Genomic DNA, 26,828 nt, shown 5'->3' on the forward strand with positions numbered 1-26,828 from the left:
CTGTAGTTCATGCTGCCCGAAAAGCTCGCCGCCTGGTCCCTCCGGCATCGCGCGCTCACTCTCGTCTGCTGGGTCGCCCTCGTGGTCGTCGCCCTGCTGTCGGGTGCCCTGCTGGACGGCGAAAGCCGGCGGAGCACCGATCCCGGCGAATCCGGTCGCGCGCAGACGGCTTTGAACGCCCAGAACACTTTCGACCCCTTACGCGAGAACGTCCTCGTCCAACCGAAGAACCCCGGCTCGGCACTGTTCACCTCGAACGAAGAACTCCGGCGGGCGACCGACGACCTGATCACCACGCTCACCCGCTCCGGTTCCGTCGCCGACGTCCGCTCGCCGCTGGCCCCCGACGGCGCGGACCGGATCTCGGCCGACGGGGTGTCCGGTCTCGTCGGCTTCTCGATCGCGGGCGGGGATAAGGACATCCGGCCGAACTTCGAGACCGCTTCCGCGCAGGTCGACGAGGTCGCCGCCCGGCATCCGTCCGTCCGGTTGGGTCTGTCCGGGGACCTCAGCCTGTCGACCGTGGTCGACAAAGGCATCCGGGAAGACGTCAAACGGTCGGAGCTCCTTTCGCTGCCGATGACACTGGTGATCCTGCTGATCGTCTTCGGGGCGCTGGTCGCGGCGTCGGTCCCGTTGCTGCTGGCCGGAACGAGTGTCGCGGCGACGTTCGGTTTCCTCTCCGTCGTCGACGACCTCACCCCGATCAACGGCGCGACGACGGTGATCACGCTGCTCATCGGGATGGCGGTCGGCGTCGACTATTCGCTGTTCTTCCTGAGGCGGCAACGAGAAGAGCGTGCGCGGGGGCATTCGATCGACGACGCGATCCTGATCGCGTCGCGGACGTCCGGGCACGTCGTGGTCGTCTCGGGCGTGACGGTCGTCCTGTGTGTGAGCGGGCTGGTGTTGACCGGGCTCGACAACTTCACGGGGCTCGCGATCAGCACGGCGTTCGTGGTGGGCCTGGCCGTGCTCGGCGCGGTCACCGTGCTGCCCGCGCTGCTGTCCTTGCTGGGCGACAAGGTCGATCGCGGCCGGATTCCTTGGCTGGGCAAGCGGCGCACCACCGCGGAGAACTCGCGCTTCTGGTCCGCGATCGCCCGCGCCGTCACCCGGCGGCCGTCGTTGTGGGGCGGGCTCGCGACCGCGTCGCTGATCCTGCTCGCCTTGCCCGCGCTCGGCATGCATCTACAGGATCCGACACCGGCGGAGAGCCTGCCTCGATCGATGGCGACCATCGACTCCGCCGTCCGCACCCAGGAAACCTTCCCAGGCGTCGTCTACCCCGCGACGGTGGTGCTGACGGCCGAGGACGGCGGCCCGGTCGACAGCCCGGCACTGCGCTCGGCGATCACCGATCTCGAACGAAGGATCGGGGAAACCGGCGGCGTGCTGAACAAACCCGTCGCGGTCGCGAACGTCGACGAGGCGGTGGTCGTCCGGGTCCCGCTGTCGGGCGCGGGCCGGGACTCGGAAGCCGATGCCGCGCTGGCGAAACTGCGCACCGAGGTACTGCCCGCGACGATCGGCGAGGTGGACGGCGTCGAGTTCGCGGTGTCGGGCCGGACGGCGAACGCCCGCGACTTCGCCGACCGGGTGATCGACCGGATGCCGCTGGTCGTCGGTTTCGTCCTGCTGGCGGCGCTCGTGTTGCTGCTGCTGGCCTTCCGGTCCGTGGCGGTGGCGCTCGTGTCGATCCTGCTGAACCTGCTGTCGATCGGCGCGGCCTACGGCGTGCTCACCTGGATCTTCCAGGACGGCCATTTCGCTTCCCTGCTGGGATTCACCCCGTACGGCGGGGTGGTCGGCTGGCTGCCGATGTTCATGTTCGTCCTGCTGCTCGGGCTGAGCATGGACTACCACATCTTCATCCTCAGCCGGATCCGTGAACGCCGGGCCGACGGAGCCGTCACCGCGATCGTCCGCGGCACCGGCACCAGCGCGGGGGTGGTCAGTGGCGCGGCCGTGATCATGGTCGGCGTGTTCAGCGTCTTCATCACGTTGAGCGCGATCGAGTACAAGATGATGGGTGTCGGGATGGCGGTCGCCGTCCTGATCGACGCCACGCTGGTCCGCGGCGTGCTGCTGCCCGCGTTCCTGGCACTGCTGGGTGAGCGGGCCTGGCGGCGCGACCGTAAATCCGTGGCTCCCGAACGGGTCCCGGAGCTATCGTCGCCGAATGCCTGACGCGCTCTTCGCCCACGCCCGGCTCGCACCGATCTACGACGCCTTCGACGGCGCTCGCGACGATCTGGACCACTACCTCGCGATCATCGGCGAACTCGGGGCGGGGAGAGTGCTCGACGTCGGCTGCGGCACCGGCTGCCTGGCCGTTCTCCTGGCCGAACGCGGGATCGAGGTGGTGGGGGTCGATCCGGCCGAGGCGTCACTGGAGATCGCGAAGGCCAAGGACCCGGAAGGGAAGATCACCTGGATCCACGGTGACGCGAAGGCGGCGGGCGAGGCGGGCGCCGATCTCGCCGTGATGACCGGGAACGTGGCCCAGGTCTTCCTGACCGACGACGAATGGCGCCGGACCCTCGAAGGCGTCCGCACGGCACTGAAGCCGGGTGGTCACCTGGTGTTCGAGATCCGGCGCCCGGGCCGTCGCGTCTGGGAGGACTGGGCCGCCGACACCGCGCACGACGTCATCGACGTCCCTGGTGTCGGTGAGGTCGAGCAGTGGCGCGAGGTCACCGAGGTGGACCTTCCGTTCGTTTCGTTCCGGTACAGCTACCGGTTCGCCGACGGCGAGATCGTCACCTCGGACTCGAAACTCTGGTTCCGCGAACGCGAAGACCTGGAGGCCTTGCTGGCGGAGCACGGTTTTCGCGTCCTGGACGTCCGGGATGCTCCAGACCGTCCAGGACGCGAGTACGTGTTCATCGCCCAGCGAGGCTAGAGAACTTCGCCGTCCGGGATGGTCTTCGGCCCGGTGATCTTCACATCGCCGCGGGCGACGACGTTCTTCCCGAAGGTGACGTCGCCGTCCACTTCGAGGCTCGTGCATTCCTTGAGCGAAGGCGCGGAAGGGATACGCGCGTCGAAGTCCGGCAGGAGCTTGTAGAACTCCTTGCTCAGCGAGACGACCGGCGGGGTGGTGGTGAACTCCGGGATCATCTCCCCGCTGTCGTCGAGCACGTACGCGTCGGACCGGACGACGAGCAGGTCGTCGGTGGTCTTGACCGGCGCGAACCGGGTCCGCGGGATCTCGATGGCCCGCGCGCCCTCGACGGATCCGATTGCCGCGCCCATCGCCGTTTCGAGCTGGATCACCGGCGTGCTGGCCGCGTCGGCCGGATCGACGGTCTTCCGGTTCACGATCAGCGGCAACAGCGGCGCGGCCGGATCGGCGTCCTGGAGGGACTTCAGCCGTTCGAGGTCGAACCAGATGTTGTTGGTGTTGAAGAAACGCCACTTGGCGACGTCGCCGAACGAATCGTCGCCGTCGGGCACCTGCGCGGATTCACGCAGGACGATCCGGCCGGCGCGCCGCGCGAGGTGCCCGCCCTTGCGGTCGGCCGCGGTGCCGAGCACGGTCTCCATCGCGAACGGGATGTCCTCGCTCGCGAGCCACGCGGCGATCCGCGCGTCCGGCAGCGCGCCGAGGTTGTCGGCGTTGGACACGAAGCACCAGCGGATGCCTTCCGCCAGCAGCGTTTCGAGCATCCCGCTCACCGCGAGCGCGACGTAGATGTCGCCGTGTCCCGGCGGGCACCATTCGAGTTCCGGGTTCGCGGGCCATTCGGCGGGCTTGCCGTCGGCCGTGATCTTCGGTTCGCGTCCCTGCAGGAAGTCGGCGGGGATCACGTCGTCGGCGAGATCGGGATACTTCTTCAGCGACTCCAGCGAAGGTTCGCGGGTACCCGCCGAATTCATCAGGATCAGCGGAAGGCGCGCCTTGTACTTCGCGCGGGTCGAGAGCACCTGCATCGCGATGACGTCGAGGAAGGTCTTCCCCGGTTTGATTTCCAGCAGCGATTTCGGCCCGGTGAGCCCCATGCTCGTGCCGAGCCCGCCGTTGAGCTTGAGCACGGCCGTGCGGTCCAGGACCCGGCGCGCTTCCGCGTCGTCCGGCTCGGGCAGATCCACGAGCCTGCTGATGTCATCGAGAGGTTCGAGTTCGTTTCCCGGCAATTCACCGGCGCCGGGTTCGGACAGCTGCTCGAGCCGCCTTCGCAGGGCCGCCAGCTCCATGGCGTGGGCCCCCGCGGAACGCATTTTCGACAGCGTTTCGGCGAATCGATCGGACAGGTGCGCGTCAGAGCTCATTGTGCCCTTTCTGAACCACTGCGTCGGGGCGTCAGTGTATTACCGGTCGTGGGGCGGCACCCTGGTCTGGGGTCAGCACTCCTGCTTATCCAGGTACTACCGGTCGTGGGGCGGCACCCTGGTCTGGGGTCAGCACTCCTGCTTATCCAGGTACTACCGGTCGCGGGGAGACCCCCTGGTCCGGGGTCAGTACTCCCGTCATCCGGACGTCATGCGGTTCCGAAGGCAATTCACGGACGAGTTCGGCGTCCCGGACGACGGCGATCAGCGCGGCGCCCGGCGCGGCGAAGGAGAGCGACCGGTCGTAGTACCCGGCGCCCCTGCCGAGCCGGACACCTTCGTCGTCGACGGCGAGCGCGGGGATCAGCACCAGATCGGCCGTCCTCAGCGTGTCGGGACCGAGCCGGCGGCCGGTCGGTTCGAGCAGCCCGCGCAGCCTGCCCGGGCCGAGGCTCGACGAGCCTTCGTAGACCGCCCACCCGAGCGGTCCCGGCTCGTCCGGGACGATCGGCAGCAGTACCCGTTTGCCCTGGTCCAGAAGTTGATCAAGGAGTGACGTCGAACCCGGTTCCGTCCCGAACGGTACGTACGCGCACACGACCTCACCCGGCAGCCGAGCGGCCGAGGCGGCCAGCGCGACGGCCTCCCTGGCCCGCTGTTCCGTCACCTGTGAACGCCGTTCGGCGGTTATCCGAGAACGCCACTCCGCCTTGCTCAGGTGTTCATTGCCGGGCTCGCACACGTGGTCAGGTTAGGCTTCACGCCTATGACAGGCGCAGCGACCACCCCGGCGGCACGGACCACGGGGGACTTGCCCGATCGGGCGATTTCCACGGCTTCGGACCGCATCACTCCTGGTAACGGTGGTGAACTTCAGTTCACCGACGGGCCTTCACCGCGCGCCTGGTCGAACGAACGGATCGAGATCCCCCAGTCATGACGGAGCCCATCGCCGAAGCGGCCGAGACCGAAGACGCGGGACAGTTCCGTTCCGTCGAGGATCAGATCGCGCTGACCCTGGACGCCGCGGTACGCCCGCGCCCGGTCCGGGTCGCCATCTCCGAGGCCCAAGGCCTCCTGTGCGCCGAAGAGGTCGTCGCCGAACACGCGCTGCCCGGTTTCGACCAGGCCGCCGTCGACGGCTACGCGGTGCGAAGCGTCGACGTCCGCACTGCGGGCCAGGAGCCGGTGCAACTGCCGGTGGTCGGCGAGATCGCCGCCGGTTCACGCCAGCCGCGGCGGCTCCAGCCGGGCCAGGCCGTGCGGGTCGACACCGGCGCGCCGCTGCCCACGCTGGCCGACGCCGTCGTCCCGACCGCCTACACCGACGGTCACCAGGCCAAGGTCACCGTGCACAAGTCGGTGCCGTCGGCGGGCTACGTGCGCCGGACCGGCGAGGACGTGCAGATCGGCGACGTCGCCGTGCGCAAGGGCGACACCATCGGCTCGGCCCAGGTCGGCCTGCTCGCCGCCGTCGGCCGGGCGAAGGTACTGGTCTACCCGCGGCCGCGGGTTTCGATCGTGTCCGTCGGCGACGAACTGGTCGACATCGACCGCACCCCGTCGGTCGGGCAGGTCTACGACGTCAACTCGTACGCGTTGTCCGCGGCCGCGCGGGACGCGGGCGCCGAGGTGAGCCGCGTCGGCATCGTCCCCGGCGATCCGAAACGGCTGCGGGAGATCGTCGAAGGCCGGCTGCTGATGTCGGAGATCGTCGTCGTCGCGGGCGGCGCCGGCGGAAGCGCGGGCGACGAGGTGCACGCGGCGCTGTCCGACCTCGGCCACATCGACATGACCCGCGTCGCCATGCACCCCGGTTCGGTGCAGGGCTTCGGCAGGCTCGGCCCCGATTCGGTGCCGACGTTCCTGATCCCCGGCAACCCGATGAGCGCGCTGGTGGTGTTCGAGGTCCTGGTCCGCCCGCTGATCCGCGCCGCGCGCGGCACCCGCAACCCGCACCGCCGGATCGTCGGCGCGCGGCTGCTCTCCCCGATCACCTCGACCAAGGGACGCAAAGGCTTCCTGCGCGGGCAACTGCTGCGCGACGAGGGCAACGGCGAGTACCTGGTGCAACCGCTCGGCACCTCCGGCGCGCATCTGCTCGCGTCGCTCGCCGAGGCGAACTGCCTGATCAACATCGACGAAGACCTCACCGAGGTCGCCGCGGGCGAGCAGGTCAAGGTGACCTTCCTGGCCCAGCGGGCGTAATGGGCGCACCGATTTCCGGCGTCGCGTATCCGATCGAGACCCGGCATCCGGGCTGGCCCGCGAAGCTGGGCCCGCTCCGGGTGCCCGCCGGGATCCTCGCCGTCCGGCCGGTCCGGCTACGGGACGCCGGCGAGTGGAGCCGCGTCCGGCTGCGGGACCGCGAGCACCTGGAGATGTGGGAACCGACCGGCATCGGACCGTGGCCGGATCGCAACGCGTACTGGTCGTGGCCGTCCCAGTGGCTGGCTCTGCGCGGCCTCGCCCGGCGCGGCCAGTGCCTCCCGTTCACCATCACGGTGGACGGACGCTTCGCCGGGCAGATCACTGTGGGTAACGTCATCCGGGCGTCGCTCCGGTCCGCCTGGATCGGCTACTGGGTGTCATCGGACATCGTCCGCGGCGGCGTCGCGACCGGCGCCGTCGCGCTGGTCACCGACCACGTCTTCGACTTCGGCGGACTGCACCGCCTCGAGGCGACCGTCCGCCCCGAAAACACCCCCAGCCTGCGAGTTCTCGGCAAAGCGGGCTACCGGCAAGAGGGACTTTTCGAGCGCTACCTCGACGTCGCGGGCGGCTGGCGGGACCATTTCTGCTACGCCATCACCAAGGAGGAGACCGGTGACGGACTGGTCTCCAGGCTCGTCGCGAAGGGCCTCGCGGAGCGCGTTTGACCCCGTCACCGGGTCGTTCCGGTGACCGCGTTACCACAACCTGTGAGATTCACCTAATTTGGTGATGCATTTTCCGTGATCGAAACCGGCGAGTCTGCGCGGCGTGTGTGACTGTTGTGGCTAGCGTGACTACAGCAGTGGATCGGGGGAGGTGACGGGAGATGCCCAGTTCGGTGATCATCGTCGCGCTCGCAGCGGCATGGCTCGTCGTTCTCGTGCCCATGGTCGCCCGCAAGCGCCAGCAGGTCGCGCGGACGACGGACTCGGCCATGGCGGCGCGGGTCGTGCGGAGCGGGAGCACACGCCAAGAGGGACCGGAGGAGTTCGCCATGGCGGAGAACACGGAACCGTCGGTAGAAGACGATCTGGCCGAGCTCGAGGCGGAACTCGACGCCGACCTCGAAGACGAGGAACCGGAAGCCGAACCACTACCCCAGCCCTCGCGCGCGTCCCACACCGAAAGGGAACGCCAAGGCTCCGGCTACCGGCCGGGCCGTGGTGGCTTCGACCCCGAAGCCGCGGACATCGCCGCGCGCGCCAAGTACGCGTTCCGGCAGCGGATCGTCATCGCGCTCCTCGTCCTAGTGGTCACCACCGCGGTCGTCGCCGGCTTCCTGACCCCGACGGTCTGGTGGGCCAACGGTGTCGTCGACGCCGTCCTCATCGGCTACCTCGTGTACCTGCGCCGCCAGGTCCGCATCGAGAACGAGATCCGGCAACGCCGCCAGGCCCGTTTCAACAGCACCCGCGCCCCGCGCCGCTCGGTCGCCGATGACGACGAAGACTCCGAATCCCACGAGGACGTCGAGGTCGTCGCCACCGAACGCCCGGCCGTCGTGGAGCGCAAACCGTCCCCGATGTCCCGCCTCCGGCGCCAAGCCGTCGTCGTCGACCTCGACGACGAGGATCCGGCCTTCCACGAGCTCGACGAGCCCGGCACCAGGCCTTTCCGCCGGGCCGCCGGAGAGTGACCCCCGCGTTTCGGGGCTCCATGAGCCACTGATAGGCTCATGGAGCTCCAAACAACGGGGCAGGATTCACCAGGGGCTGTAGCGCAGTTGGTAGCGCGTCTCGTTCGCATCGAGAAGGTCAGGGGTTCGATTCCCCTCAGCTCCACAACAGATCAAAAGCCCTTCCCGGGGAATCGGGAAGGGCTTTTTTGCTGCCTGTACAGCACGACTCGCGCGAGTCGGTGGTGTCGCGAAAGCCACTTCGGGGACATGTGGTGTCTCGAACGTGGCTTTCGCGACACGGCCGCCTCGATACGGCACATGTTCGCAAGGAAGATGCGGCCCTCAGACGCGCTGCTGGATACGGATCAGGTTCCCCGCCGGGTCACGGACGGCGCCGTCGCGCAGGCCGTAAGGCTGGTCGGTCGGCTCCTGGATGACTTCCGCGCCGGCCTCCGCGAGGTGCTTGAACAAGCCATCGAGGTCGTCCGAGGAAAACAGGATGCCCGCGTAGGTGCCCTTGGCCATCATCTCGCCGATGACCCGGCGTTCGTCCTCGGTGATGCCCGGATCGACGGCGGGCGGGTGCAGCACGATCGACACCGGCTGCCCGGGCGGGCCGACCGTGAGCCAGCGCATCCCGTCGTAACCGACGTCGTTACGCACCTCGAAACCCAGGAGGTCGCGGTAGAAGGCCAGCGCGGCCTCAGGGTCGTTCTGAGGAAGAAAACTCCCGTGAATGCTGATATCCATGGCGATCACGCTAGGTGAGACCGGCATCCGGCGCTTCTCGATTCCTGATCGGTCCGGCAATACGGGAGTCTCCGGGGCCGCCGTCCCGGTGCGAGGCTGGAGAGATGTGCGGCATCACCGGTTGGGTGGATTTCGGGCGGGATCTGACGCGGGAACGCGACACGGTCGAGGCGATGACGGACACCATGGCGAAGCGGGGGCCCGACGCCGGCGGGATCTGGCTCTCCGCGCACGCGGCGCTGGGTCACCGGCGGCTTTCCATCATCGACCTCGACGGCGGCCGCCAGCCGATGACGGCGGGCACGACCGCGCTCACCTACAGCGGCGAGGTCTACAACTTCCGGGAACTGCGCACGGAACTCACCGCCCGCGGCCACCGGTTCGACACCCGCAGCGACACCGAGGTCGTCCTGCGCGCCTACCTCGAATGGGGTGACGCGTTCGTCGACCGGCTCAACGGGATGTACGCGTTCGCGATCTGGGACGGCGCCGAGCTGCTGCTGGTCCGCGACCGCATGGGCGTCAAGCCGCTCTTCTACTACCCCACCCCGGACGGCGTCCTCTTCGGTTCGGAGCCCAAGGCGATCCTCGCCAACCCACTCGCCGAACGCGTTCTCGACACGGACGGTCTGCGGGATCTGCTCTCGGTGGCGAAGAACCCCGGGCACGCGGTCTTCCGCGGGATGCGCGAGCTGCCGCCGGGGCATACGCTGCGAGTCCGCCGCGATGGACTGGACCTGCGGAAATACTGGTCGCTGCAGGCCGGGGAACATCCCGACGGCCTCGCCACCACGGTCGCGAGGGTGCGGGAACTGCTAGAGGACACCGTCACTCGCCAACTGGTCGCGGACGTGCCGCTGTGCACGCTGCTGTCGGGCGGGCTCGACTCCAGCACGCTGACCGCGCTCGCGGCCGGGACCTCCGACGTCCGGTCCTATTCGGTCAAGGTCACCGACCAGCCGGGCGACAACCTCGACCACGTGCACGCACGGCTGGTCGCCGACCACGTCGGCGCGCGGTACGAGGAGATCCTGCACACCACCGTCGATCTTCTCGCTCCCACGGTGAAAGCGGCCGTCCTGACCGCGTACGACCTGCCGATCGCAAAAGGCGACGAACACGCGTCGCTGCACGAGCTGTTCCGGTTGGTCCGGGAGCGGTCGACGGTGGCGTTGTCCGGCGAATGCGGCGACGAGGTCTTCGGCGGTTATCGCTGGTACCGCAAGCCTGACGCCGTCTGGTCGGGCACCTTCCCGTGGGTCCATTCAGGACGAAGCCGGCACGAAGGGCTCGATCTGCTCTTCGCGCCGGATCTGATGACGAAACTCGGGCTGCGCGAGTACGAACGCGACAGCCATGACTCCGCCGTCGCCGAACTGTCCACCGTGGCCGGTGAGGATCCGCTGGAAGCCCGGATGCGCGAGGTGACCTACCTCGGGCTGACCCGGCACGCGCAGGTGCTGTTCGACCGCAAGGACCGGATGAGCATGGCGGCCGGGCTGGAGGTTCGGGTGCCGTTCACCGATCACCGGCTGGTGGAATACACCTTCAACGTCCCGTGGTCGATGAAGAACTTCGACGGCCGCGAGAAGAGCCTGTTGCGCGCCGTCGGCAAGGATCTGCTTCCCGCCGAGGTGCTGAGCCGCGCCAAGACGCCGTACCCGTCCATCGAGGACGATTCCTACGACCGGATCCTGCGCGACCGCCTGCGGAAGCTGATCGGCGCGAAGGACGAGCCGCTTTCGCCGTTGCTGACCGACGAGTTCCCCGAGGGACGGCTGACCCGGCCCGCGCTGGAGACCACGTTGCAGCTCAACGACTGGCTGAAGGCCTACCGCGTCCGGCTCGTGCTCTGAGCCGGACGCGGCGGGCCCTACAGCGCGACGACGTGCGCGTCGTGCGGCACGGCGCCCCTGGTGTCCAGCAGAAGCCGGGCACAGTCGGCGAGGGCGTCGACGTCGTAGGCGGTGTGCTTCTGGAGCAGGATCGTCAGATCCGCCGACGCGAGTCCCGCCGCCAGCTCGGTCACCCTCGGAATCCGATCCCCGTGCACACGCCAGTCCGTGACGTGCGGATCGTGGTAGACGACGTCGGCCCCCAAGGACAGCAGCCGCGCCGCGACCGGCTGGGCGGGCGACTCGCGCTGGTCGGCGATGTCCGGTTTGTAGGTCACGCCGAGCAGGAGCACCCGCGAACCACGCAACGCCCGGCCGGATTCGTTGAGCATGGCCTGCGCCCGTTCGACGACGTACCGCGGCATCCGCGAGTTGATCTCCTGCGCCAGTTCGACGAACCGGAACGGGTAGCCGAGGGTGCGCACCTTGTACGACAGGTAGTTCGGGTCGATCGGGATGCAATGCCCGCCGACGCCCGGCCCCGGCCGGAACGACTGGAACCCGAACGGTTTCGTGGCGGCGCACGAGATGACGTCCCACAGGTCGATGCCGAGTTCGTGGCAGAACACCGCCATCTCGTTCATCAGCGCGATGTTCACGTGCCGGTAGGTGTTCTCCAGCAGCTTCGCCATCTCGGCCTCGCGTGTTCCCTTGGCGGGCACGACGTCGTCGACGAACCGGCCGTAGAACCGGGCCACCGAGTCCGCGCACGACGGGGTCAGCCCGCCGACGACCTTCGGGGTGTTGCGGATGCCGTAGACCGCGTTGCCGGGGTCGACCCGCTCCGGTGAGAACGCCAGGCAGAAGTCCTCCCCCGCGCGGAGTCCCGACCACTCCAGGATCGGGGCGACGACCTCTTCGGTGGTCCCGGGATAGGTGGTCGATTCCAGTACCACCAGCGTTCCCGGCTTCAGCTGACGGCTGACCGCCTCGGCCGCGGCCTTCACCGCGCCGAGGTCCGGCCCGCCGTCGGACGCCAGTGGTGTCGGTACGCAGATCACGATGACGTCGGCCGAGGCCAGTACGCTTTCGTCGGTGGTGGCGGCGAAACCCGCCTCCACCATCGTCGCGACGTCGGCGTCCGGGATGTCGTCCACATGCGACAGTCCGGTGTTGAGCGCCGCGACGACGCGCTCGTTCTGGTCCAGCCCGGCGACGGTGAGCCCGGCACGGATGGCTTCCCTGGCCAACGGCAGCCCCACATACCCCAGGCCGATGACCGCGAGATCCTTCTGCACGAGTGCCTCCTAGATGCGGGTCCTCAGCGCCAAAAGACACGCTGGGAGCGCGATAAGTGCCACGAAGGTGAAAACCACCCCGTAGACGAGGCCGCCGGAGTAGCCGGCGGCGGTACCGACGTTGAACAGCGCGCCCGCCGCGCCGATCATCACGACGCTGCCGAGCCCCTGGGACACCTGCATGGCGGCCGAGTAGCGGCCCTGGTCCTCCGGCGGGCAGTGGTCGAACGCGAGGACGGTGAGACTGGGCAGCACCAGCCCCATCCCGAAGCCGGCGACGATCAGTGCGACGCTCGCGGTCATCGGCGGCGCGATGCCGAGTACACCGAAGATCGCGATCAGGCTGGACCCGGCGATCACCGCGGAGCCGAGCAGCACCAGTTTGTGCCGGGGCACCTCGGACCACGGATGGCCCTGCAGCCAGGCGGCGCCCGCCCACAGCAGCGTGGCACCGGTGAACGAGACACCCGCGGCGGTGACGGAGATCTGCCGCTGGTTGATCAGCATCAGCGGGATGTAGGACTCCAGCGCGAAATAGATACCGGAAGCCAGTCCCCGCAACAGGATCGCCGCGGGAATGCCTTTGGCCGCGCGCAACGTCCCCGCGGGCAGCAGCCGGGGCACGCTGATCACCAGCGCGATCACGCCCGCGAGCGCGAACAGGACATGCAGGAGGTCCAGCCCCGACGCGCCGAAGTGCAGGATCCCGGCGGCCACCGCGACGATGGCCGCGGCCCGGACGAGCCCCGGCGGCGTCGACCGCTCTTGCTCGGCCACCGGGCTGAGCCGCCGCAGGAACCCGAGCGGGATCAGCGAGGCGACCGAAACCAGGATGGCGAGCCCGAAGAACACCCACCGCCACGACAGCAGCTCGGTGACCGTCCCGGCGATCGCCGGGCCGATCATCGACGGCACGATCCAGCAGGTGCTCATCAGCGAGAGCGCCTTCGGCCGCAGCTTCGACGGATACGACTGCGCGATGGTGACGTTGAGGCCGACCACCACGACGCTGCTCGCGAACCCCTGCACGCAGCGCCCGGCGATCAGCTGCCACACCGTCGTCGCGGTCCCGGCGAGCAGCAGCCCGGCCAGGAACAGGCCCAGCCCGAGCACCAGCAGCAGCCGGGGACCCCGTTTGTCGGCGACCTCGCCCGCCAGCACGCTGCCGAACAGGCTCATCGTGACGAACCCGCCCAGCGCCAGCGCGTACACGGCCAGTCCGTCGAGCTGGCCGACCGCCACCGGAAGGGTGGTGACCAGCGCCAGCGCGGCGAACCCTTCGAGGAACATCACGGACGCGAAGCCGATCGTGCTCGCCCGGTACTCCTTGGAGAAGATGCCCACCTTCGCCTGGGTGACGTCCTCCTCCGTCAGCGGCGCGGAAGTCATTCGATCGATGTCATGATCGTCATGGTCAAGGACTCCAGCGTGCCCTGGACACCGTCGGACGACGTCCGCACGGCCTCCAGGAAGCGTTCGAGCTGTTCGGGGCTGAACCCGGCCAGCGGGGCGAGCGACGGGTCGATGGAGTCGGTCACAGCGCACCTCGGTGTTCGACGGATTTGATCTGCGGTTGCCCGGCGGGGTCCAGGAAGTCACGCATCGCCGCGAGCAGCAGGATGGCGTCCTCGCGTTTCGTGTCCGGGGCGCCGCCGTCGAAGAAGGCGGCGATCCTGGCGTGCTCGTCCTCCGGGATCTCTCGCCGCAGCAACATCAGCACGGTCCGGGTGACGCGCTGCGGGAAGTAGAGTTCCTTGGCGATCTCGAGGAACCGCTCCCCCGTTTCCGGGGCGAAGGCGCCTTCCTCGATCCCGGCGGCGATGGCGAACCGCATGTTGACCATCGGTTCGGACAGCGCCGAAAGGTTCTCTTCGTCGTAGGTGACGGCGACCTCGTCGTCGGCGTCGATCCGCCCGGAGAAGTACTCCTCGTAGATCTTGCCGACGCCGACCATGCCGAACGGGGAGCATTCCGCCGCGCGCAAGGCGCCCATGCTCGACGAACCGAACATCGTGACACCGCGGTCCATCGCTTCGAGCACCTCCTTCGGCGAGATGCACAGGCTCTGCAGGAAACGGCCGTCGACGATGCCGATGGCCTCCGGCGGCTCCGGCCGGGCCAGCAGTTCGGCGAGGTCGCCTCGTTTGACCGGCGGCAGGAACTCGACGTCGAGTTCGGCCGACGCCGCTTCCCGGTCGATGCTCGGGCCGATGAAAACCACTGCGCGCATGACGATCTCCTAGGCGGGCTTGGAAAGTTCGGCGGCCCGGATGCGGGCGGAGAGTTCCAGCAGCGTGTCGTTCCAGACCGTCGCGCCGCGCGGGCCGATCTTGCAGTGGTCGACGGCCCACGATTCGAGCCTCGGCACGATCACCCGCACGACACTGACCGGGATCCCCGGCGGGGAGAGGTCGACGGCGAGCGCGCGTTCGATCCCGGCGGCGCGGATCCGGTCCAGGATCAGCTTGATGTCGGTCATCACGTCGTCGGTGGTCCACGACGGGATCTCGTCGAACGCGACCTGTTTGCGCATCGGCTGCCAGGCCCACGCGCCCTTGTCGATCGTCGCCGACCGCTGGACGTGGTTCTGGTACTTGGACACGTTCTCGGTCGGGAGCCGGATGTCCTCGCGCATCGCCTGGATGTCGACGGCGCGGCCCTGCGCGCATTCGGTGATGGCGCGGATGAGCGCGACGTTCGCGTCGGGATGCGTGCCGAACCCGCCGTGGCCCTGCGACGTCGTCGGGCCGAGGTCTTCGGAGGTGGCGGCGAGGAAACTCGGGATCTCCAGATCCGAGGTGATGTGCACGATCCGCATCTTCAGCCCGGCGTCGTGGAACTTGGCCACGAGGGACTTCGCCAGCGGCGGCAGCGTTTCCAGGTCCACGTGCGGATGCAGTTCCCGCAGATAGGACGTGACGTGCTCGGGCTGCGGATCGACGAAGATGCCCTTCTCCAGCACCTGGGCCAGCTGGCTGCTCACGAGTTCGGCGTTGGTCATCGAATCGCGTTCGATCAATTCGGTCAGCGCGTGGCAGATGGCCTCTTCGACGCTGTTGCCGGATGCCAGCCCGTTGGTGGAAAGCACCTTGTAGCAAGGAGGTTCGTGGAACTTCAGCCCGTAGACGGCGGACGCCTGCGGGATCAGGATCGACTCTTCGTTGATCAGGTCGTACGCCTCGACCCACGAGATCGGGAGATCGTCGCGGTAATGCGCGGAAAGCTCGGCGTTGTTCTCGCGCGGATCCAGCACCGTTCGACCTTCGGCGACCAGTTCCTCGTAGGAGGCGATGACCTGTGGCCGTACCGGAAGGGCGGCGGAGAACCGCTCGATCGCCTCCATCGCCGCGGACGTCCTGGCGTCCATGTTCGTCAGGCCCTTGCCGTTGTACACCGAGATGATGTCGTTGGAGCGCGGCGCGATGGCGTTGTAGACCGGGATGCCGACCCGGTCGAGCCAAGTGATCTCCGCGACCCGGGTGACCCCGGCGCGCCGCAGATGCGGTTCGATCCGCGCGTAGGTCTGCTCGGCGGTGAACTCCCGGTGCACCCCGCCGCCGCCGACCTTCGGAACGCTCTTCCTGAGTTTCATCGCACTCCTTCGTATCCGGCCTTCGCGGGGACCGCTTCGGCGAGCAGTCGCTCCCAGGCCTCGGTTTCACGCTCCGGATCCACCGAAGCGCGGCGGGCGGCGCACTGCCGCCGCAACTGCGTGTAAAGCCCCGCGCGGTCGTGTTCGGCGGCGTCGAGCACGGCGGCCAGCGCTTCCGTGTCACCGACCGGGAAATAGCCCGCGTAATCCGCGCCGAGCAGCCCGACCGAGCCGGGAATGCGGGTGGAGATGATCGGGACGCCGGCGGCGAGCGCCTCGGTGACGACGTTCGCCCCGCCCTCGTGCAGGGACGTGAGCACCAGCAGACGGCTGCGGGCGAGTACGGCGAGCGCTTCGGGCCTCGGCAGCGGGCCGAGCCACGAATAGCGCGGGTTCTCCGCCGACTCGGCACGCAGCCGGTCGCCGATGTCGTCCTCGCGAACGCCGCCGACGTGCGTCACGGTGATCCGGGACGACGGCGGCAGCAGCCGCACCGCCTCGCTCAGCCGCAGCGGATCCTTGACCGGTCGGGCGTGCGCGAGGAAGGCGATCTCGAACCGGTCCACCGCCGGTGCCTCGCCGGAGATGGCCGGCATGGACTGGGTGATCACCCTGGTACGGCCGCGTAGTCCGGGCGGGACCTGCGCGACTCCTTCCGGCTGGAGGACGACGACGCGTTTCGCGCGTTCGAGCAGGGTCAGGTCGACCCCGCCGGTGACCAGGTCCGGGTAGAGGTCGGTGCCGGTCAGCGCGATCACGACCGGCGCGTCCGGGCAGGCGGCGCCGAAGGCCCGGATCGCGGCCTCGCTCTTGCGGGCATGCAGGGCGACGAGCAGGTCATAGGTGCCGCCGTCGTAGTCCTGGACCACCCGGACGTCGTGGCCGAGGTCGCGGAGCAGCTGTGCCCAGCGGCGCGCGGTGACGCCGTTGCCGTAGTCGCTGGCCTCCGGGACCGGACCAGCCACGAGGATCCTCATCGGTCCCATTCCGTGTCGTAGGCCAGCCATTTCCCGAAGGTCCGGACGGCTTCGTCGGCCGGGATGGTCGCGGTCCAGCCCAGTTCCGCCGCGGCGGGCCCGGGTTTCAGCACGGCCGTCTCCGACGGTTCGGTGACCGCTTCCGTCGGCACGGCGCGAACCGCGGCGCACACGACCTTCGCCAGTTCGTTCCCGGTGAGCGTGGCCGTCGCGATGTCGTACACCGGCGAGACCGGCACCCCGGTGAGCACCGCGTCGATCGCGCTCGCCATGTCCCGCACGTCGGTGAACTGATGGACGCGATCCGGGTCGACCGGCAGGGTCTTCCGCGTCCACGCGAGCCGGATCCAGTGCGCCACCAGGGAATCGGCCGGGGCGTGCGGGCCGATCGGCGTCGCGAACCGCAGGACGTGCTCACGCGCGCCGGTGTCGACGATGGCGCAGAAGACGTCGCCCGGATCGGTTTCGTCGCCGAGATGGACGATCCTCGTCGAAGCGGAAGGACTTTCGCCGCCGACGATCTCGTGGCCGAATTCGGCCAGCAACCCGGCGAGATACTCGGCGAGTGTGCCACCGGGACCGATGATCGCGACCTGGAGACCGCTTCCCGCCCGTGAGCGCCGGGGACGGGCCGTTCGCGCCCGTCCCGCCGCGAAGGCCTTGACCGCGACTTCGTTGTGTGAAGCCGTGATCGCCTCGATCTCGGACGCGGTCAACTGGTCGCAGAGCCCGCCGGGTCCGACGCTCGCGAGTGCGAGAGCCAGCGCCTCACTCTCAACCGCGTCCACAGAGGACAGTCCCATCGCGAACGCCGTCAGCCAGGTCTGCCAGGCGCCCTCGGAAAGATCTTCGCCTCGCTCGAATCCGGTTCTGCACTCCTGCGGCGAAATCCCCGATCGCCGCAGGAGCCGTTCTGTGCCGAGGTAGTCCCAATACCCGTCGCCGCGCACCGCACATTCCGACGTGACATGCTTGTGGAAGGGAATGACCTCGGGCTCGGCGATCACACCGTCGACCGAAGACGGCGCGACCGCGGAGAAACAAGAAGAACGCCGGAGTCCGTGCGCGTCGTTGCCGGCGACACTGGGCAGTCCGGAATGCTGGACGGTGTTCGGTACCGCGATGCGGATCGGCACCCCGATGGACTTCAGATACCGGAACATGATCACGTCGCACGGCCAGCCATCGGTATGCGCGTCGGAATAGGCCGCGTATCCGCGGGCGACCGCGGCGGGCAGCATCATGGCGACACACGGCGCGTATTCGTTGACCGCGGTCGCCCACGAGGCACCGGCCGCGGCGGCCATCCGGACGGCCGCGCCGTTACGGGAGTTCCAGTTGGCGTAGAAGGCGACGGCGTCGTCGGGCAGTCGCTCGGCCGCTTTCCGCGCGTGCTCGAAGAAACCGTCCGCGAGCTCGACGTCGTCCTGCAGCACGAGGAAGTGCGTGGCGTCGCCGGGAACACTGCTCCAAGCCAGGCGCGCCGTCCGCAACGCCGTCGGCGGCCCGTCCGGCTCGGGGTCCAGCACCACGCGCAACGCGCCGGCGGGGTCGAGGCGCGCGAGTTCTTCCGCCGCTTCCCTGCGTCTGGGATGCGCCATCACGGCGCCGCTGAGCCGGATCTCGGTCATCGATAACCCCCACCTGTTTTCACGGGCACCGGAAAAGTGTGCCAGCGCCTATAAACCATGCTCATCTCCGTGGATGCGAGTGGAACGAAATGGTGAAGTTCTCCTCGATTGCGCGCCTCTTTTTCACCCGCGAAGGATGAGGTTTTCACGGGTAGCCTCGGTAACGGAACACATCACCGAGGAGAACGGGCGGCGCGATGACGGAAATCCTGTTCGTGTGCGTGCACAACGCGAGCCGGTCGCAGATGGCGGCCGCCCTGCTGAAGCATCACGGATTCGGCAGGGTGACCGTGCGGTCCGCGGGCTGCGACCCGGCGGAGCAGGTCAACCCGCTGGTGGCCGGGGCGCTGGCGGAATGGGCCGTCGACATTTCGGCGGAGGTGCCGAGCCAGGTCACTTACGCGGACGTCGAGGCGGCCGACATCGTGATCACCATGGGCTGCAAGACCTATCCGATCGCCGAGGGGACGCGGTACATCGAGTGGATCGTCCCCGATCCGGAAACCGAGGGCGTCATCGGCATCCGGCCGTTGCGTGACGACATGGACCGGCGGGTGCGGGAATTACTTTCGTCCCTTGTGGACACTCCCGCACACGTGTGATCGGGGGTGATTCAAGGGCGTCTTGCCGGTGAGTGAACGGTGCCCCGAGCGCCACGCTGGGGACGCTCATCGTCTCGTGCGTGGCGCTCGGGACGTGTCCGCCGTCGATCAGCGGGTTCGGAGGTGTTGCGAAAGCCACTTTCGCAACCCCCAAGAGCCGACAGGAGTGCGAGCGGTGAGGCCAAGCGCGGTCCCGTCACACAAGTCCGTGAAGGCCTCCTTGAGGGACCCTAGGTCCGTCAAGGAGGCCTTCACGGACTTGTCAACCCTTGCTTGACCTGAATCGTCACCAATGGCTCACCCGAGCGGGCACCGCGCATTTTCGGAGACGCCGTGTCCGCCTGGCGGGACGATGATTCTCGGTACAAGCCCATTGTCGAGCCGAGGGACGAGGCCATGTCTGTCGCCTGGAAACAACCGACGACCGTCCCCGCGGCCGCGTTCTACGAGGGGATCCGGCAGGCGATGGCCGTGGTCCGGAAGTCCCGTTCCGCGGTCGAGGATTTCGAACCCGAGTTCGCCCTGCCGGATCTGACACCTGAACTGACCGAATTCTTCTCGGTCGCGGAGCTCAGGTTCGCGGAACTCGGCACCGCCGGCCCCTCCCGGCTCGTGTTGCTCGATCTGATGGCGAATCCGGGGACCCGCACGGTCAAGACCCTGGCTTCACTGGTGATCGTGGCCAGGGCGGTCCGCCATATCGACCGGACCGGCGAACGGGTGATGATCCTGACGCCCTCGTCGGCGAACAAGGCGACCGCGCTGCGCGACGCGGTGCTGCGCGCCTACCGGTGCGGGCTGGCCCAGCCCGCCGACCTCCAGATCGTCACGCTGGTCCCCGAGGCGGCCCGGCCGAAGCTGTGGGCCTCGACGCTGTCCGACGACGCCCGGCTGGCCGCCCTCAATCCGATGTGCGCGCTCGATCCCGAGCAGCCCTCGCACGTCAAGGAAATCGCCAAGCAGGCCTTGCGGCGCAGCGCCCGAGAACTGTTCCGCACCAGCGGAGTCCGGCTGTGGCACACCCTCGATCTCGCCAACTACAAGGTCGCCGACACCGCCCGCGCGTTCGCCGAGCACGCCACCGCGCCCTTGCTCCCCGGGGTCACCAGGGCACACGCGCATTCGGTGTCCAGTGCCTTCGGCCTGCTGGGCCATCACTTCGGGACGACGCTGCTGCCGGATGTCACGGAGACCTCGCAGTACTTCCTCGTGCAGCACTCGGCCACTCCGGACATGGTGCTGAGTCTGCACGGCATGACGCCGCCGGACTACCGCGCCGACCCCGGAACCGGTCTGTTCCACCAGGAGACGACACCGAGATACCCGCGGACGACGTTCGATCCCGCCGAGAACCTCGAAACGACGTTCTACACCCGCTCGCCCGCGACGTCGCCCGCCATGAACGAACTCATCCGGAGTCAGGGCGGCGGCGGGATCGTCGTGTCCCTGAACGAATGCCTCGGCCGCTACGCCGAGGTTCGCGCGCTGCTCGGCAACGCCGGGGTCACCTTGCCCGCGGATCCGCGGGTATTGCGTGAATGGTCGCTCGTGATGGCGATGACCGGGGTCCTCAACGCCATCGACCGGGGGCTGCTCGACGCCGACGAGGTCGTCGTCCACGGCTCCGGTTCCTACAGTGCCACGGACTACCGGCCGCTCCCCGACCACGCGGTGCGCACGGTCGCCGACGCCGCCGATCTCTCCGCGGTGATCGCCGAAGCCGCGAGACCGGTCAGCTCGATCACCAAGGCCGCCTGATGGTCTCCTTCTCGCCCGCACTCGCCCGCCTGCGGTACCAGTGGACCGCCGGGACGGGAGCATGGGCTCGCGGTCACCGACTGTGGGCCGGCCTGCCGGGCCGAAGGTTCGCGTCGGTGCTGTCCACCGTCCCCGACCGCTCGCTGTCCTTGGCCTATCAAGGACTGCCCGCCGGCCTGACCTACATCTTGCCGTACCTGACGGAACAACAGTCGGCACTGGCCGGACGAGTGTCCACAGTGGCCGGTCCGGCGGTCACCTGGCGGCAGCTGCGCCATGGCTCGCCGGACGCCGACCTGGTCGCCCTCGGCTGCTCGCGACGACGGGCGCTCGCCCTGCCCTCGGCACACTCGGTACTGCTCCCCTTCCGCGTGCACCAGCTGCTGGACATCGTCGGTGACGCCGAAGCCATGCACAAGACGGTGTCCGCCAACGAGCGGCGGCAGTTCGCGAAGCTGCGGCGGAAATACGAATGGACGGCCGAGCTCGGCACCGGCGAAGAGGATCTCCGGTTCTTCTACGAGCGCATGCATCTGCCGACCATGGCTTCGAGGCACGGTGGAAGCGCCCGCAGTGTCGACCTCGACGTGGCGACGCACGAGCTATTCCACAAAGGACGGCTGTTGTTCGTGACCGAGGGCGAAAAGCGGGTCGCCGGTGTCCTGGCCAGATTGGAGGACGGCGGCAAGGTCATGCGCATGCGGCTGCTCGGTGTGCTGGACGGGGACGAAACCCACTACCGCAGCGGCGCGGTGAAGGCCGTGTACTACCTGGCGATGGAATGGGCGGCGGGCAACGGGGTCTCGCGCATCGACTTCTCCAGCGCGGACCCGTACCCCGGCAAGGGTGTCTTCCAGTTCAAGCGCCGGTTCCATCCCACCTTGGTCCACGCCGAAAATCACTACCGCGACTATCGGGTGCATCTGCGGGCGAAGAGGGACACGCCGCTGGTCCGCGATCTCCTGGTCGCCACCCCGATGCTCACGGTCGACAGCGCGGACCGGCTCGTCGCGGTCCATTTCTTCGACGGAACCCGGCCCGCCAAGGAGAACATCCGCGGCGACGGCCCCGGTGTCCACGCCACCCGGCTGGTCGACCTGGACGAGTTCCTGGCCGGACTGCCGGTCACTCCCCCTACCGAACGGACGACCCGCCGATGACGACCACAGCTCAGGCTCCCGAAGCCGTCGATGTCGCGCACCAGCTGTGCCACGATCTGACAAGCACGGGTTTCGGCCCGTTCTTCGGTACGCCGTGCGGGATCCTCGCGCCGCTCTACCGCGCACTGGACGAGCACGCCGGGCTCCTCACCGTCGCCAGGGAGGACAACGCGGTCGGCATCGCCGCGGGTGCCGCGCTCGCCGGGAAGCATCCGGCGGTGCTGATGCAGAACTCCGGCCTCGGCCAGTCGGTCAACGCGCTCGCGTCACTCGTCGAGCCCTACCGGATCGGCATGCTGCTGATCGTCAGCCTCCGAGGGGTGGACCCCGACCCGACGCAGGAGAACCTGGTGATGGGCAGGCTCACCGAGCCGCTGCTGGCGGGTCTCGGGGTCGCGACCAGCACACTCGGACGCGACCAGAACCTCGCGGAGTCGGTGGGCTGGGCCGCGGACGTCGTCCAGCGGCAGGGCCGGACGGCCGCGCTGCTGGTGCCGCCGCCGCTCTTCGGGTGGCGAGCATGAACAAGACCGAAGCCATCCAAGCGATCCTCGACGCGACCTCGGTCCAGCCGATCGTGTTCACCACCGGCTTTTCGTCCAGGATCGCCAGCGGGCTCGACGACCGGCCGAACCACTTCTACATGACCGGTTCGATGGGCCTCGCGTCCTCGGTCGGGATCGGCATCGCGCAGGCGAGCGGGCTGGCGACCCTGGTGGTCGACGGCGACGGCGCCGTGCTGATGAACCCCGTCGGCCTGATCACCGCCGGGGCGCACGAGTCACTGCCGCTGGCGCACATCGTGCTCGATGACGGCCAGTACGCCTCGACGGGCGGCCAGGCCGTCCCGTCGCGGCCCGACCTCGGCGCGCTGGCCCGGGACTGCGGCTACCTGGAGGTCCACCGGGTCCACACCGCCGGCGAACTGTCGGAGCTGCTGTGCGGAGTGCTGGCCCGTTGCTCGTCGCCGGTGTTCATCCACTGTGTGCTGCGGGGTGCCGAGCCCCCGGTGCCGCCGAGGGTGGAGGCCGATCTCGGCGACCACGCCGCCCGGTTCGGCGCCAAGGTCCGAGAGTTGGCGAAGGAGCGAGGGTGACCAAGGTCAAGCAGGCCCCAGGCAGGCCGGGCTACACGACGCTGGATTGGTGGCGGCGGCCGGTGGGCACGATCTACCTGGCCTCGCTGGTGCTGTCGGTCGGCAAGGGCGCGTGGTTCACTTGCTGGGCCCTGTTCTTCACCCAATCAGCGGGGCTGACGACGGCCGAGTTCGGCATCGGCATCACGGCCGCGGGCCTGGTCGGCATGTTCGCCGGCGGCCCGTTCGGGTATCTGGCCGACCGGGTGGGCGCGCGTGAAGTCCTTTTCGGACTCCAGCTGGTCGAGGGCATCGCCATGCTCTGCTACCTGTTCGTACGGGACTTCTGGCCGATCGCGCTGGTGACCTGCGTGATGGTCGCGTGCGAGCGCGCGGCGCCGGGGATCCGGATCGCGGTGATCTCCGGACTGACCACCGGCCAGGAGCGGCTCGAAAGCATCTCCACCACCCGGGTGATGACGCAGGCGGGGATCGTGGTCGGCGCCGGGTTCGGCGCGATCGTGCTGTCGATCGACACCCGGGCCGCCTATCTCGCGCTGATCGTGTTCTGCGGAATCGCGAATCTCGGCTGTGCGGCGCTTCTGCGGCGGGTGCCGCACGTGTCTTCGCTGCGGGACCTCGAGATCAAGCGCGGCGTGCTCGTACTGAAGGACCGGCCGTATCTGCTGATCACCTGTCTCAACGGGTTGCTGGCGCTGTGCTTCGGCATGCTGACCGCGGGCGTTCCACTGTGGATCGCCGCGCACACCGGGGCGCCGCCGTGGGTGATGGGCGTTCTCATCGGCTTCAACGCGGTGACCATCGTCCTGTTCCAGAACCGCGTTTCCCGGGCGGGCGCGACCGTGCGCGGCGCCGGGCGGCTGGGCCTGTGGGCCGGGATCCTGCTGACGGCGTCCTGCCTGGCCTTCGCCGCCAGCTACCACGCCACGGGCACCTTCGTGCTGATCGTGCTGATCGTCGCGGCCGCCATCCACGTCGCCGGCGAACTCTTCTTCATGGGCAGTGGCTTCGGGCTCTCGGTGGGGCTGACGCCACCCGACGCGCACGGCGAGTATCAGGGCCTGTTCAACACCGGTCAGGCGGCGGCGATCGCGCTCGCGCCGGGCATCATGACGGTCCTGCTGGTCGAGTGGGCCGTCACGGGCTGGCTCGTGCTCGCCGGCGTCTTCCTGGTCGCGGGCGCCGGGACGAAGCTGGTGGGCGACTGGGCACTGAGCAGGCGCTCGGTGGAGGCCTGAAATGGGGGCCACCGCCCGGCTCGGCGTGCTCATCCTGCCGGAGCATCCAGGACGGAGTGTGCTCGAAGTATGGCGCCGGGCCGAAGGGCTCGGCTTCGCCCATGCCTGGGTCCCGGACCACCTGACCTGGCGGACCCCGCGCGAAGAACCGTGGTTCGACGCGCTGACGACGCTGGCGGCCGCGGCGGCCGCGACGAACCGGATCGGGCTGGGCACGCTGGTCGCGTCGCCGAACTTCCGGCATCCGGTGCTGCTGGCCAAGCAGGCGATGGCGGTGGACCAGCTCAGCGAGGGCCGGTTCGTGCTCGGCGTCGGCGCGGGCGCGAGGGACCTCGACAACACGGAACTCGGCGCGCCGGTTCCCTCCACCGTGGAGCGTGGCGAGCGGTTCGGCGAGTTCGTGAGACTGCTGGACCTCTTGCTGCGTAACCACTCGACGACCTTCCACGGCCGCCACTACACCGCCGAAGACGTCAACCTCACGCCCGGCTGCGTCCGGCGTCCCCGGTCTCCGCTGGCCGTCGCGGCGGCGGGACCGCGCGGGATGCGGCTCGTGGCGGAACTCGGCGACCTCTGGATCACCACCGGCGACGCGGCGCGACCGGGCTGGCGTACCGACGACGAAGCCTTCGCGACGTGGGCACGCCAACTGGACCGGCTGACCGAGGCCTGCGAGACCTCGGGCCGGACGCCGCGCAGGCTCGTCCACCTCAGCCGCGTGACGGACGCCCCCTACGCCTCCCCGGACCGGCTGGCCGACGTCGTCGGACGCTGCGGCGAACTGGGGTTCACCGACGTCGTGGTGCCGTATCCGCGGGACGACGGAATCTTCGCCGGCGACCAGCGGGCGTTCGAGAAGGCAGTGCTGCCGCTGCTGTGCGGCGGCACCCGGTGCGAAAGCGAGTGACTGATGTGCGGTTTCGTCGGATGGCTTGACTACTCCAGGGATCTGCGCGCCGAACAGCGCGTCCTCGACGTGATGACCGATACGATGCGCGAGCGGGGCCCCGACGACCGCGGCACCTGGCTCGGCACCCATGCCGCGCTCGGGCATCGGCGGCTCGCCGTGATCGACGTCGCCGGTGGCGCCCAGCCGATGAAAGCGGAGCTGGGGCCGGATCGCGCGCCCGTCGTCCTCGCCTACTCGGGTGAGATCTACAACTTCCGCGAGCTGCGCGCTCGGCTTTCCGCTCTGGGACACACTTTTCGCTCCGCGTCGGATACGGAAGTCCTGCTCCGCGCCTACGTCGAGTGGGGCGCCGGATGCGTCGAACGGTTCAACGGGATGTTCGCCTTCGCGGTGTGGGACTCGGTGCGCGACGAGATGGTGCTCGCCCGCGACAGGCTCGGCGTGAAGCCGCTGTACTACGCGCCACAACCGTCCGGGGTGCTGTTCGCTTCGGAACCCAAGGGCATCATGGCGAATCCGGCCTACCAGGCGACACTGTCCGCCGACGCGCTGCCGATTCTGCTGAATCCGCGGCTCGCCGAGCCCGGCCAGACCCCGTTGAACGGGCTGCGCGAGGTCAAGCCGGGCCACGTGGTCAAGATCGACCGGCGCGGCTGCCACGAGTACCCGTACTGGCGGCTGACGGCCCGGGAGCACCGGGACGACCTCGACACCACCGTCCACAATGTCCGCGAGCTTCTTGAGGACATCGTGGACCGTCAACTGGTCGCGGACGTTCCGCGCGCCACGATGCTGTCCGGCGGCCTGGACTCCAGCACGGTGACCGCGCTCGCCGCGCGAAGCCTCAACCGGTCCGACGAAGGTCCCCTGTCGAGTTTCTCCGTCCGGTTCGACGGCGAGGAGGACGATTTCCGTCCCACCGCGCTGCGTCCGGAGCGAGACGCGCCCTACGCGGCGCTGGCGGCCAAACACCTCGGGACCGATCACTACGACGTGGTCATGGACACCGCGGCCGTCGAGGCGGCGATCCCGCTCAGCCGTCGCGCCCGCGACCTCCCCGGTCTCGGCCATTTCGACGCGTCGATGTACCTGATGTTCGCCGCGCTGCGCGAGCGTTCGACGGTCGCGCTGTCCGGCGAGGCGGCGGACGAGGTGTTCGGCGGCTATCCCTGGTTCCACGACGAGCAGACCGTCTGGCGCGACCGCTTCCCGTGGCTGGGCGACGCGCCCCGCCTCGCGGACTGCCTCAACCCGGACCTGCGGAAAGCCCTGCGCCCAGCCGAATTCGAAGCGGACTGCTACTCCACCCTGCGCGCCCAGGTGCCACACGTGGCCGGGGAAAGCCGTCTCGACGCGCGTATGCGGGAGGTCCTGTTCTTCAGCCTCCACGGCCCGCTCGCGATGCTGCTCGACCGCAAGGACCGGATGAGCATGGCTGTCGGCCTGGAGGTCCGCGTACCGTTCTGCGACCACCGCCTGCTCGAGTACGTGTGGAACGTCCCCTGGTCGCTGAAGACGGCCGACGGCCGCGAGAAGAGCCTCCTGCGGATGGCCGCCGCGGACCTCCTGCCCACCGAAGTCCTCACCCGGCCGAAGTCCGGATACCCGGCCATGCACGCCCCCGCGCACGAGGCGGCGATCCGCGACACGGTGCTGGGTCTCCTCGACGACCCTGCCTCCCCGCTCGCCGGCCTGCTGGACCACGGGCGCGTCCGCGATCTGGCCGGTGGCCAGAGCGTGACGATGACCCACGTCAGCACCGCCCATCTGCTGATCCCCCTGCTGGAAGTCGACACCTGGATGCGCACGCACGCCCTGGCGATCGCTTAGCCGGAAGTACATGAAGGCCCCCTTCCTTGCGCCTGGCGCAAGGA

At 68.9% G+C, this 26,828-nt stretch carries 24 protein-coding genes and 1 tRNA gene; 15 read left to right on the top strand and 10 right to left on the bottom strand.

Annotated elements, in window-relative coordinates; all coding sequences use genetic code 11:
• Positions 1-9: 9 nt before the first annotated feature.
• On the top strand, positions 10-2,190 hold the full coding sequence (locus ACFWMR_RS16145) for an MMPL family transporter (RefSeq protein WP_378378915.1): 2,181 nt from the start codon (positions 10-12) through the stop codon (positions 2,188-2,190).
• Entirely contained in the window at positions 2,183-2,905 is a 723-nt protein-coding gene (locus tag ACFWMR_RS16150; RefSeq protein ID WP_378378916.1) for a class I SAM-dependent methyltransferase, read from the top strand. Before ACFWMR_RS16145 ends, ACFWMR_RS16150 begins: the two co-directional genes overlap by 8 nt.
• Here ACFWMR_RS16150 and ACFWMR_RS16155 read toward each other — a convergent pair.
• The gene (locus ACFWMR_RS16155; RefSeq protein ID WP_244199931.1) at positions 2,902-4,224 is read right to left on the bottom strand and encodes a UTP--glucose-1-phosphate uridylyltransferase; all 1,323 of its coding nucleotides are present in this window, start codon (positions 4,222-4,224) and stop codon (positions 2,902-2,904) included. The genes ACFWMR_RS16150 and ACFWMR_RS16155 overlap by 4 nt on opposite strands.
• Positions 4,225-4,417: 193 nt before the next feature.
• On the bottom strand, positions 4,418-4,993 hold the full coding sequence (locus tag ACFWMR_RS16160) for a 5-formyltetrahydrofolate cyclo-ligase (protein ID WP_378378930.1): 576 nt from the start codon (positions 4,991-4,993) through the stop codon (positions 4,418-4,420).
• A gap of 218 nt (positions 4,994-5,211) precedes the next feature.
• On the opposite strand from ACFWMR_RS16160, the gene glp reads away from it, so the two are divergent.
• The 4 genes from glp to ACFWMR_RS16180 all read left to right on the top strand — a co-directional run bounded on the left by glp (position 5,212) and on the right by ACFWMR_RS16180 (position 8,270).
• Positions 5,212-6,483 carry a molybdotransferase-like divisome protein Glp gene (gene glp, locus ACFWMR_RS16165; RefSeq protein WP_005155621.1) on the top strand — a complete coding sequence of 424 codons (1,272 nt, stop codon included), beginning with the start codon at positions 5,212-5,214 and terminating at the stop codon, positions 6,481-6,483.
• Positions 6,483-7,154 carry a GNAT family N-acetyltransferase gene (locus tag ACFWMR_RS16170; RefSeq protein ID WP_378276783.1) on the top strand — a complete coding sequence of 224 codons (672 nt, stop codon included), beginning with the start codon at positions 6,483-6,485 and terminating at the stop codon, positions 7,152-7,154. Before glp ends, ACFWMR_RS16170 begins: the two co-directional genes overlap by 1 nt.
• Positions 7,155-7,315: 161 nt before the next feature.
• Entirely contained in the window at positions 7,316-8,125 is an 810-nt protein-coding gene (sepX, locus tag ACFWMR_RS16175) for a divisome protein SepX/GlpR (protein WP_378378917.1), read from the top strand.
• Positions 8,126-8,197: 72 nt separating this feature from the next.
• Positions 8,198-8,270, top strand: a tRNA-Ala gene (locus ACFWMR_RS16180).
• A gap of 179 nt (positions 8,271-8,449) precedes the next feature.
• Here ACFWMR_RS16180 and ACFWMR_RS16185 read toward each other — a convergent pair.
• Positions 8,450-8,857, bottom strand: coding sequence for a VOC family protein (locus ACFWMR_RS16185; RefSeq protein WP_093937778.1), 408 nt, complete (start codon positions 8,855-8,857; stop codon positions 8,450-8,452).
• Positions 8,858-8,961: 104 nt separating this feature from the next.
• Here ACFWMR_RS16185 and asnB (ACFWMR_RS16190) point away from each other — a divergent pair, with 104 nt between their 5' ends.
• Complete coding sequence (gene asnB / locus ACFWMR_RS16190) at positions 8,962-10,713, top strand: asparagine synthase (glutamine-hydrolyzing) (RefSeq protein WP_378378918.1); 1,752 nt, start codon at positions 8,962-8,964, stop codon at positions 10,711-10,713.
• A 17-nt stretch (positions 10,714-10,730) separates the two neighbouring features.
• Here the strand turns inward: asnB (ACFWMR_RS16190) and ACFWMR_RS16195 are convergent, their stop codons facing one another.
• Genes ACFWMR_RS16195 through ACFWMR_RS16225 form a run of 7 tightly spaced genes read right to left on the bottom strand, consistent with a single transcriptional unit; the run spans position 10,731 to position 18,190 of the window.
• The gene (locus ACFWMR_RS16195) at positions 10,731-11,990 is read right to left on the bottom strand and encodes a nucleotide sugar dehydrogenase (RefSeq protein ID WP_378378919.1); all 1,260 of its coding nucleotides are present in this window, start codon (positions 11,988-11,990) and stop codon (positions 10,731-10,733) included.
• A gap of 9 nt (positions 11,991-11,999) precedes the next feature.
• The gene (locus ACFWMR_RS16200) at positions 12,000-13,379 is read right to left on the bottom strand and encodes an MFS transporter (protein WP_093937775.1); all 1,380 of its coding nucleotides are present in this window, start codon (positions 13,377-13,379) and stop codon (positions 12,000-12,002) included.
• Positions 13,376-13,528 (bottom strand): hypothetical protein, encoded by a 153-nt coding sequence (locus tag ACFWMR_RS16205; RefSeq protein WP_167406353.1) that lies wholly within the window; start codon positions 13,526-13,528, stop codon positions 13,376-13,378. Before ACFWMR_RS16205 ends, ACFWMR_RS16200 begins: the two co-directional genes overlap by 4 nt.
• Positions 13,525-14,220 carry a TfuA-like protein gene (locus ACFWMR_RS16210; RefSeq protein ID WP_378378920.1) on the bottom strand — a complete coding sequence of 232 codons (696 nt, stop codon included), beginning with the start codon at positions 14,218-14,220 and terminating at the stop codon, positions 13,525-13,527. The genes ACFWMR_RS16205 and ACFWMR_RS16210 overlap by 4 nt, the downstream gene beginning before the upstream one ends.
• Positions 14,221-14,229: 9 nt before the next feature.
• Positions 14,230-15,582 (bottom strand): YcaO-like family protein, encoded by a 1,353-nt coding sequence (locus ACFWMR_RS16215; protein WP_093937773.1) that lies wholly within the window; start codon positions 15,580-15,582, stop codon positions 14,230-14,232.
• A complete protein-coding gene (gene senB, locus ACFWMR_RS16220; RefSeq protein WP_378378921.1) occupies positions 15,579-16,547 on the bottom strand; it encodes a selenoneine biosynthesis selenosugar synthase SenB in 969 nt (322 codons plus the stop codon). Before senB ends, ACFWMR_RS16215 begins: the two co-directional genes overlap by 4 nt.
• Positions 16,548-16,555: 8 nt before the next feature.
• Positions 16,556-18,190: a hypothetical protein gene (locus ACFWMR_RS16225; RefSeq protein WP_378378922.1), complete on the bottom strand. Its 1,635-nt coding sequence runs from the start codon at positions 18,188-18,190 to the stop codon at positions 16,556-16,558.
• Between the two features lie 197 nt (positions 18,191-18,387).
• Here ACFWMR_RS16225 and ACFWMR_RS16230 point away from each other — a divergent pair, with 197 nt between their 5' ends.
• The 8 genes from ACFWMR_RS16230 to asnB (ACFWMR_RS16265) all read left to right on the top strand — a co-directional run bounded on the left by ACFWMR_RS16230 (position 18,388) and on the right by asnB (ACFWMR_RS16265) (position 26,784).
• A complete protein-coding gene (locus tag ACFWMR_RS16230) occupies positions 18,388-18,792 on the top strand; it encodes an arsenate-mycothiol transferase ArsC (protein WP_093937771.1) in 405 nt (134 codons plus the stop codon).
• Positions 18,793-19,188: 396 nt separating this feature from the next.
• Positions 19,189-20,550: a DUF6002 family protein gene (locus tag ACFWMR_RS16235; protein WP_378378923.1), complete on the top strand. Its 1,362-nt coding sequence runs from the start codon at positions 19,189-19,191 to the stop codon at positions 20,548-20,550.
• Positions 20,550-21,710 (top strand): GNAT family N-acetyltransferase, encoded by a 1,161-nt coding sequence (locus ACFWMR_RS16240; protein WP_378378924.1) that lies wholly within the window; start codon positions 20,550-20,552, stop codon positions 21,708-21,710. The genes ACFWMR_RS16235 and ACFWMR_RS16240 overlap by 1 nt, the downstream gene beginning before the upstream one ends.
• Positions 21,707-22,234, top strand: a complete 528-nt coding sequence (locus ACFWMR_RS16245; protein WP_378378925.1) for a thiamine pyrophosphate-binding protein — start codon at positions 21,707-21,709, stop codon at positions 22,232-22,234. The genes ACFWMR_RS16240 and ACFWMR_RS16245 overlap by 4 nt, the downstream gene beginning before the upstream one ends.
• The gene (locus tag ACFWMR_RS16250) at positions 22,231-22,806 is read left to right on the top strand and encodes a thiamine pyrophosphate-dependent enzyme (protein ID WP_378378926.1); all 576 of its coding nucleotides are present in this window, start codon (positions 22,231-22,233) and stop codon (positions 22,804-22,806) included. Before ACFWMR_RS16245 ends, ACFWMR_RS16250 begins: the two co-directional genes overlap by 4 nt.
• On the top strand, positions 22,803-24,044 hold the full coding sequence (locus ACFWMR_RS16255) for an MFS transporter (RefSeq protein WP_167406204.1): 1,242 nt from the start codon (positions 22,803-22,805) through the stop codon (positions 24,042-24,044). The genes ACFWMR_RS16250 and ACFWMR_RS16255 overlap by 4 nt, the downstream gene beginning before the upstream one ends.
• Position 24,045: 1 nt before the next feature.
• Positions 24,046-24,951: an LLM class flavin-dependent oxidoreductase gene (locus ACFWMR_RS16260; RefSeq protein ID WP_378378927.1), complete on the top strand. Its 906-nt coding sequence runs from the start codon at positions 24,046-24,048 to the stop codon at positions 24,949-24,951.
• Between the two features lie 3 nt (positions 24,952-24,954).
• A complete protein-coding gene (gene asnB, locus ACFWMR_RS16265; RefSeq protein ID WP_378378928.1) occupies positions 24,955-26,784 on the top strand; it encodes an asparagine synthase (glutamine-hydrolyzing) in 1,830 nt (609 codons plus the stop codon).
• Positions 26,785-26,828: the final 44 nt, after the last annotated feature.

Source organism: Amycolatopsis thailandensis (assembly GCF_042723255.1).
GTDB classification, from domain to species: Bacteria; Actinomycetota; Actinomycetes; order Mycobacteriales; family Pseudonocardiaceae; genus Amycolatopsis; species Amycolatopsis thailandensis.

Coding starts and splice junctions, on each gene's coding strand:
- ACFWMR_RS16145 (WP_378378915.1), top strand. CDS start 10: ATGCTGCCCGAAAAGCTCGCCGCCTGGTCCCTCCGGCATCGCGCGCTC.
- ACFWMR_RS16150 (WP_378378916.1), top strand. CDS start 2,183: ATGCCTGACGCGCTCTTCGCCCACGCCCGGCTCGCACCGATCTACGAC.
- ACFWMR_RS16155 (WP_244199931.1), bottom strand. CDS start 4,224: ATGCGTTCCGCGGGGGCCCACGCCATGGAGCTGGCGGCCCTGCGAAGG.
- glp (WP_005155621.1), top strand. CDS start 5,212: ATGACGGAGCCCATCGCCGAAGCGGCCGAGACCGAAGACGCGGGACAG.
- ACFWMR_RS16170 (WP_378276783.1), top strand. CDS start 6,483: ATGGGCGCACCGATTTCCGGCGTCGCGTATCCGATCGAGACCCGGCAT.
- sepX (WP_378378917.1), top strand. CDS start 7,316: ATGCCCAGTTCGGTGATCATCGTCGCGCTCGCAGCGGCATGGCTCGTC.
- ACFWMR_RS16185 (WP_093937778.1), bottom strand. CDS start 8,857: ATGGATATCAGCATTCACGGGAGTTTTCTTCCTCAGAACGACCCTGAG.
- asnB (WP_378378918.1), top strand. CDS start 8,962: ATGTGCGGCATCACCGGTTGGGTGGATTTCGGGCGGGATCTGACGCGG.
- ACFWMR_RS16200 (WP_093937775.1), bottom strand. CDS start 13,379: ATGACTTCCGCGCCGCTGACGGAGGAGGACGTCACCCAGGCGAAGGTG.
- ACFWMR_RS16210 (WP_378378920.1), bottom strand. CDS start 14,220: ATGCGCGCAGTGGTTTTCATCGGCCCGAGCATCGACCGGGAAGCGGCG.
- ACFWMR_RS16215 (WP_093937773.1), bottom strand. CDS start 15,582: ATGAAACTCAGGAAGAGCGTTCCGAAGGTCGGCGGCGGCGGGGTGCAC.
- ACFWMR_RS16225 (WP_378378922.1), bottom strand. CDS start 18,190: ATGACCGAGATCCGGCTCAGCGGCGCCGTGATGGCGCATCCCAGACGC.
- ACFWMR_RS16230 (WP_093937771.1), top strand. CDS start 18,388: ATGACGGAAATCCTGTTCGTGTGCGTGCACAACGCGAGCCGGTCGCAG.
- ACFWMR_RS16235 (WP_378378923.1), top strand. CDS start 19,189: ATGTCTGTCGCCTGGAAACAACCGACGACCGTCCCCGCGGCCGCGTTC.
- ACFWMR_RS16240 (WP_378378924.1), top strand. CDS start 20,550: ATGGTCTCCTTCTCGCCCGCACTCGCCCGCCTGCGGTACCAGTGGACC.
- ACFWMR_RS16245 (WP_378378925.1), top strand. CDS start 21,707: ATGACGACCACAGCTCAGGCTCCCGAAGCCGTCGATGTCGCGCACCAG.
- ACFWMR_RS16250 (WP_378378926.1), top strand. CDS start 22,231: ATGAACAAGACCGAAGCCATCCAAGCGATCCTCGACGCGACCTCGGTC.
- ACFWMR_RS16260 (WP_378378927.1), top strand. CDS start 24,046: ATGGGGGCCACCGCCCGGCTCGGCGTGCTCATCCTGCCGGAGCATCCA.
- asnB (WP_378378928.1), top strand. CDS start 24,955: ATGTGCGGTTTCGTCGGATGGCTTGACTACTCCAGGGATCTGCGCGCC.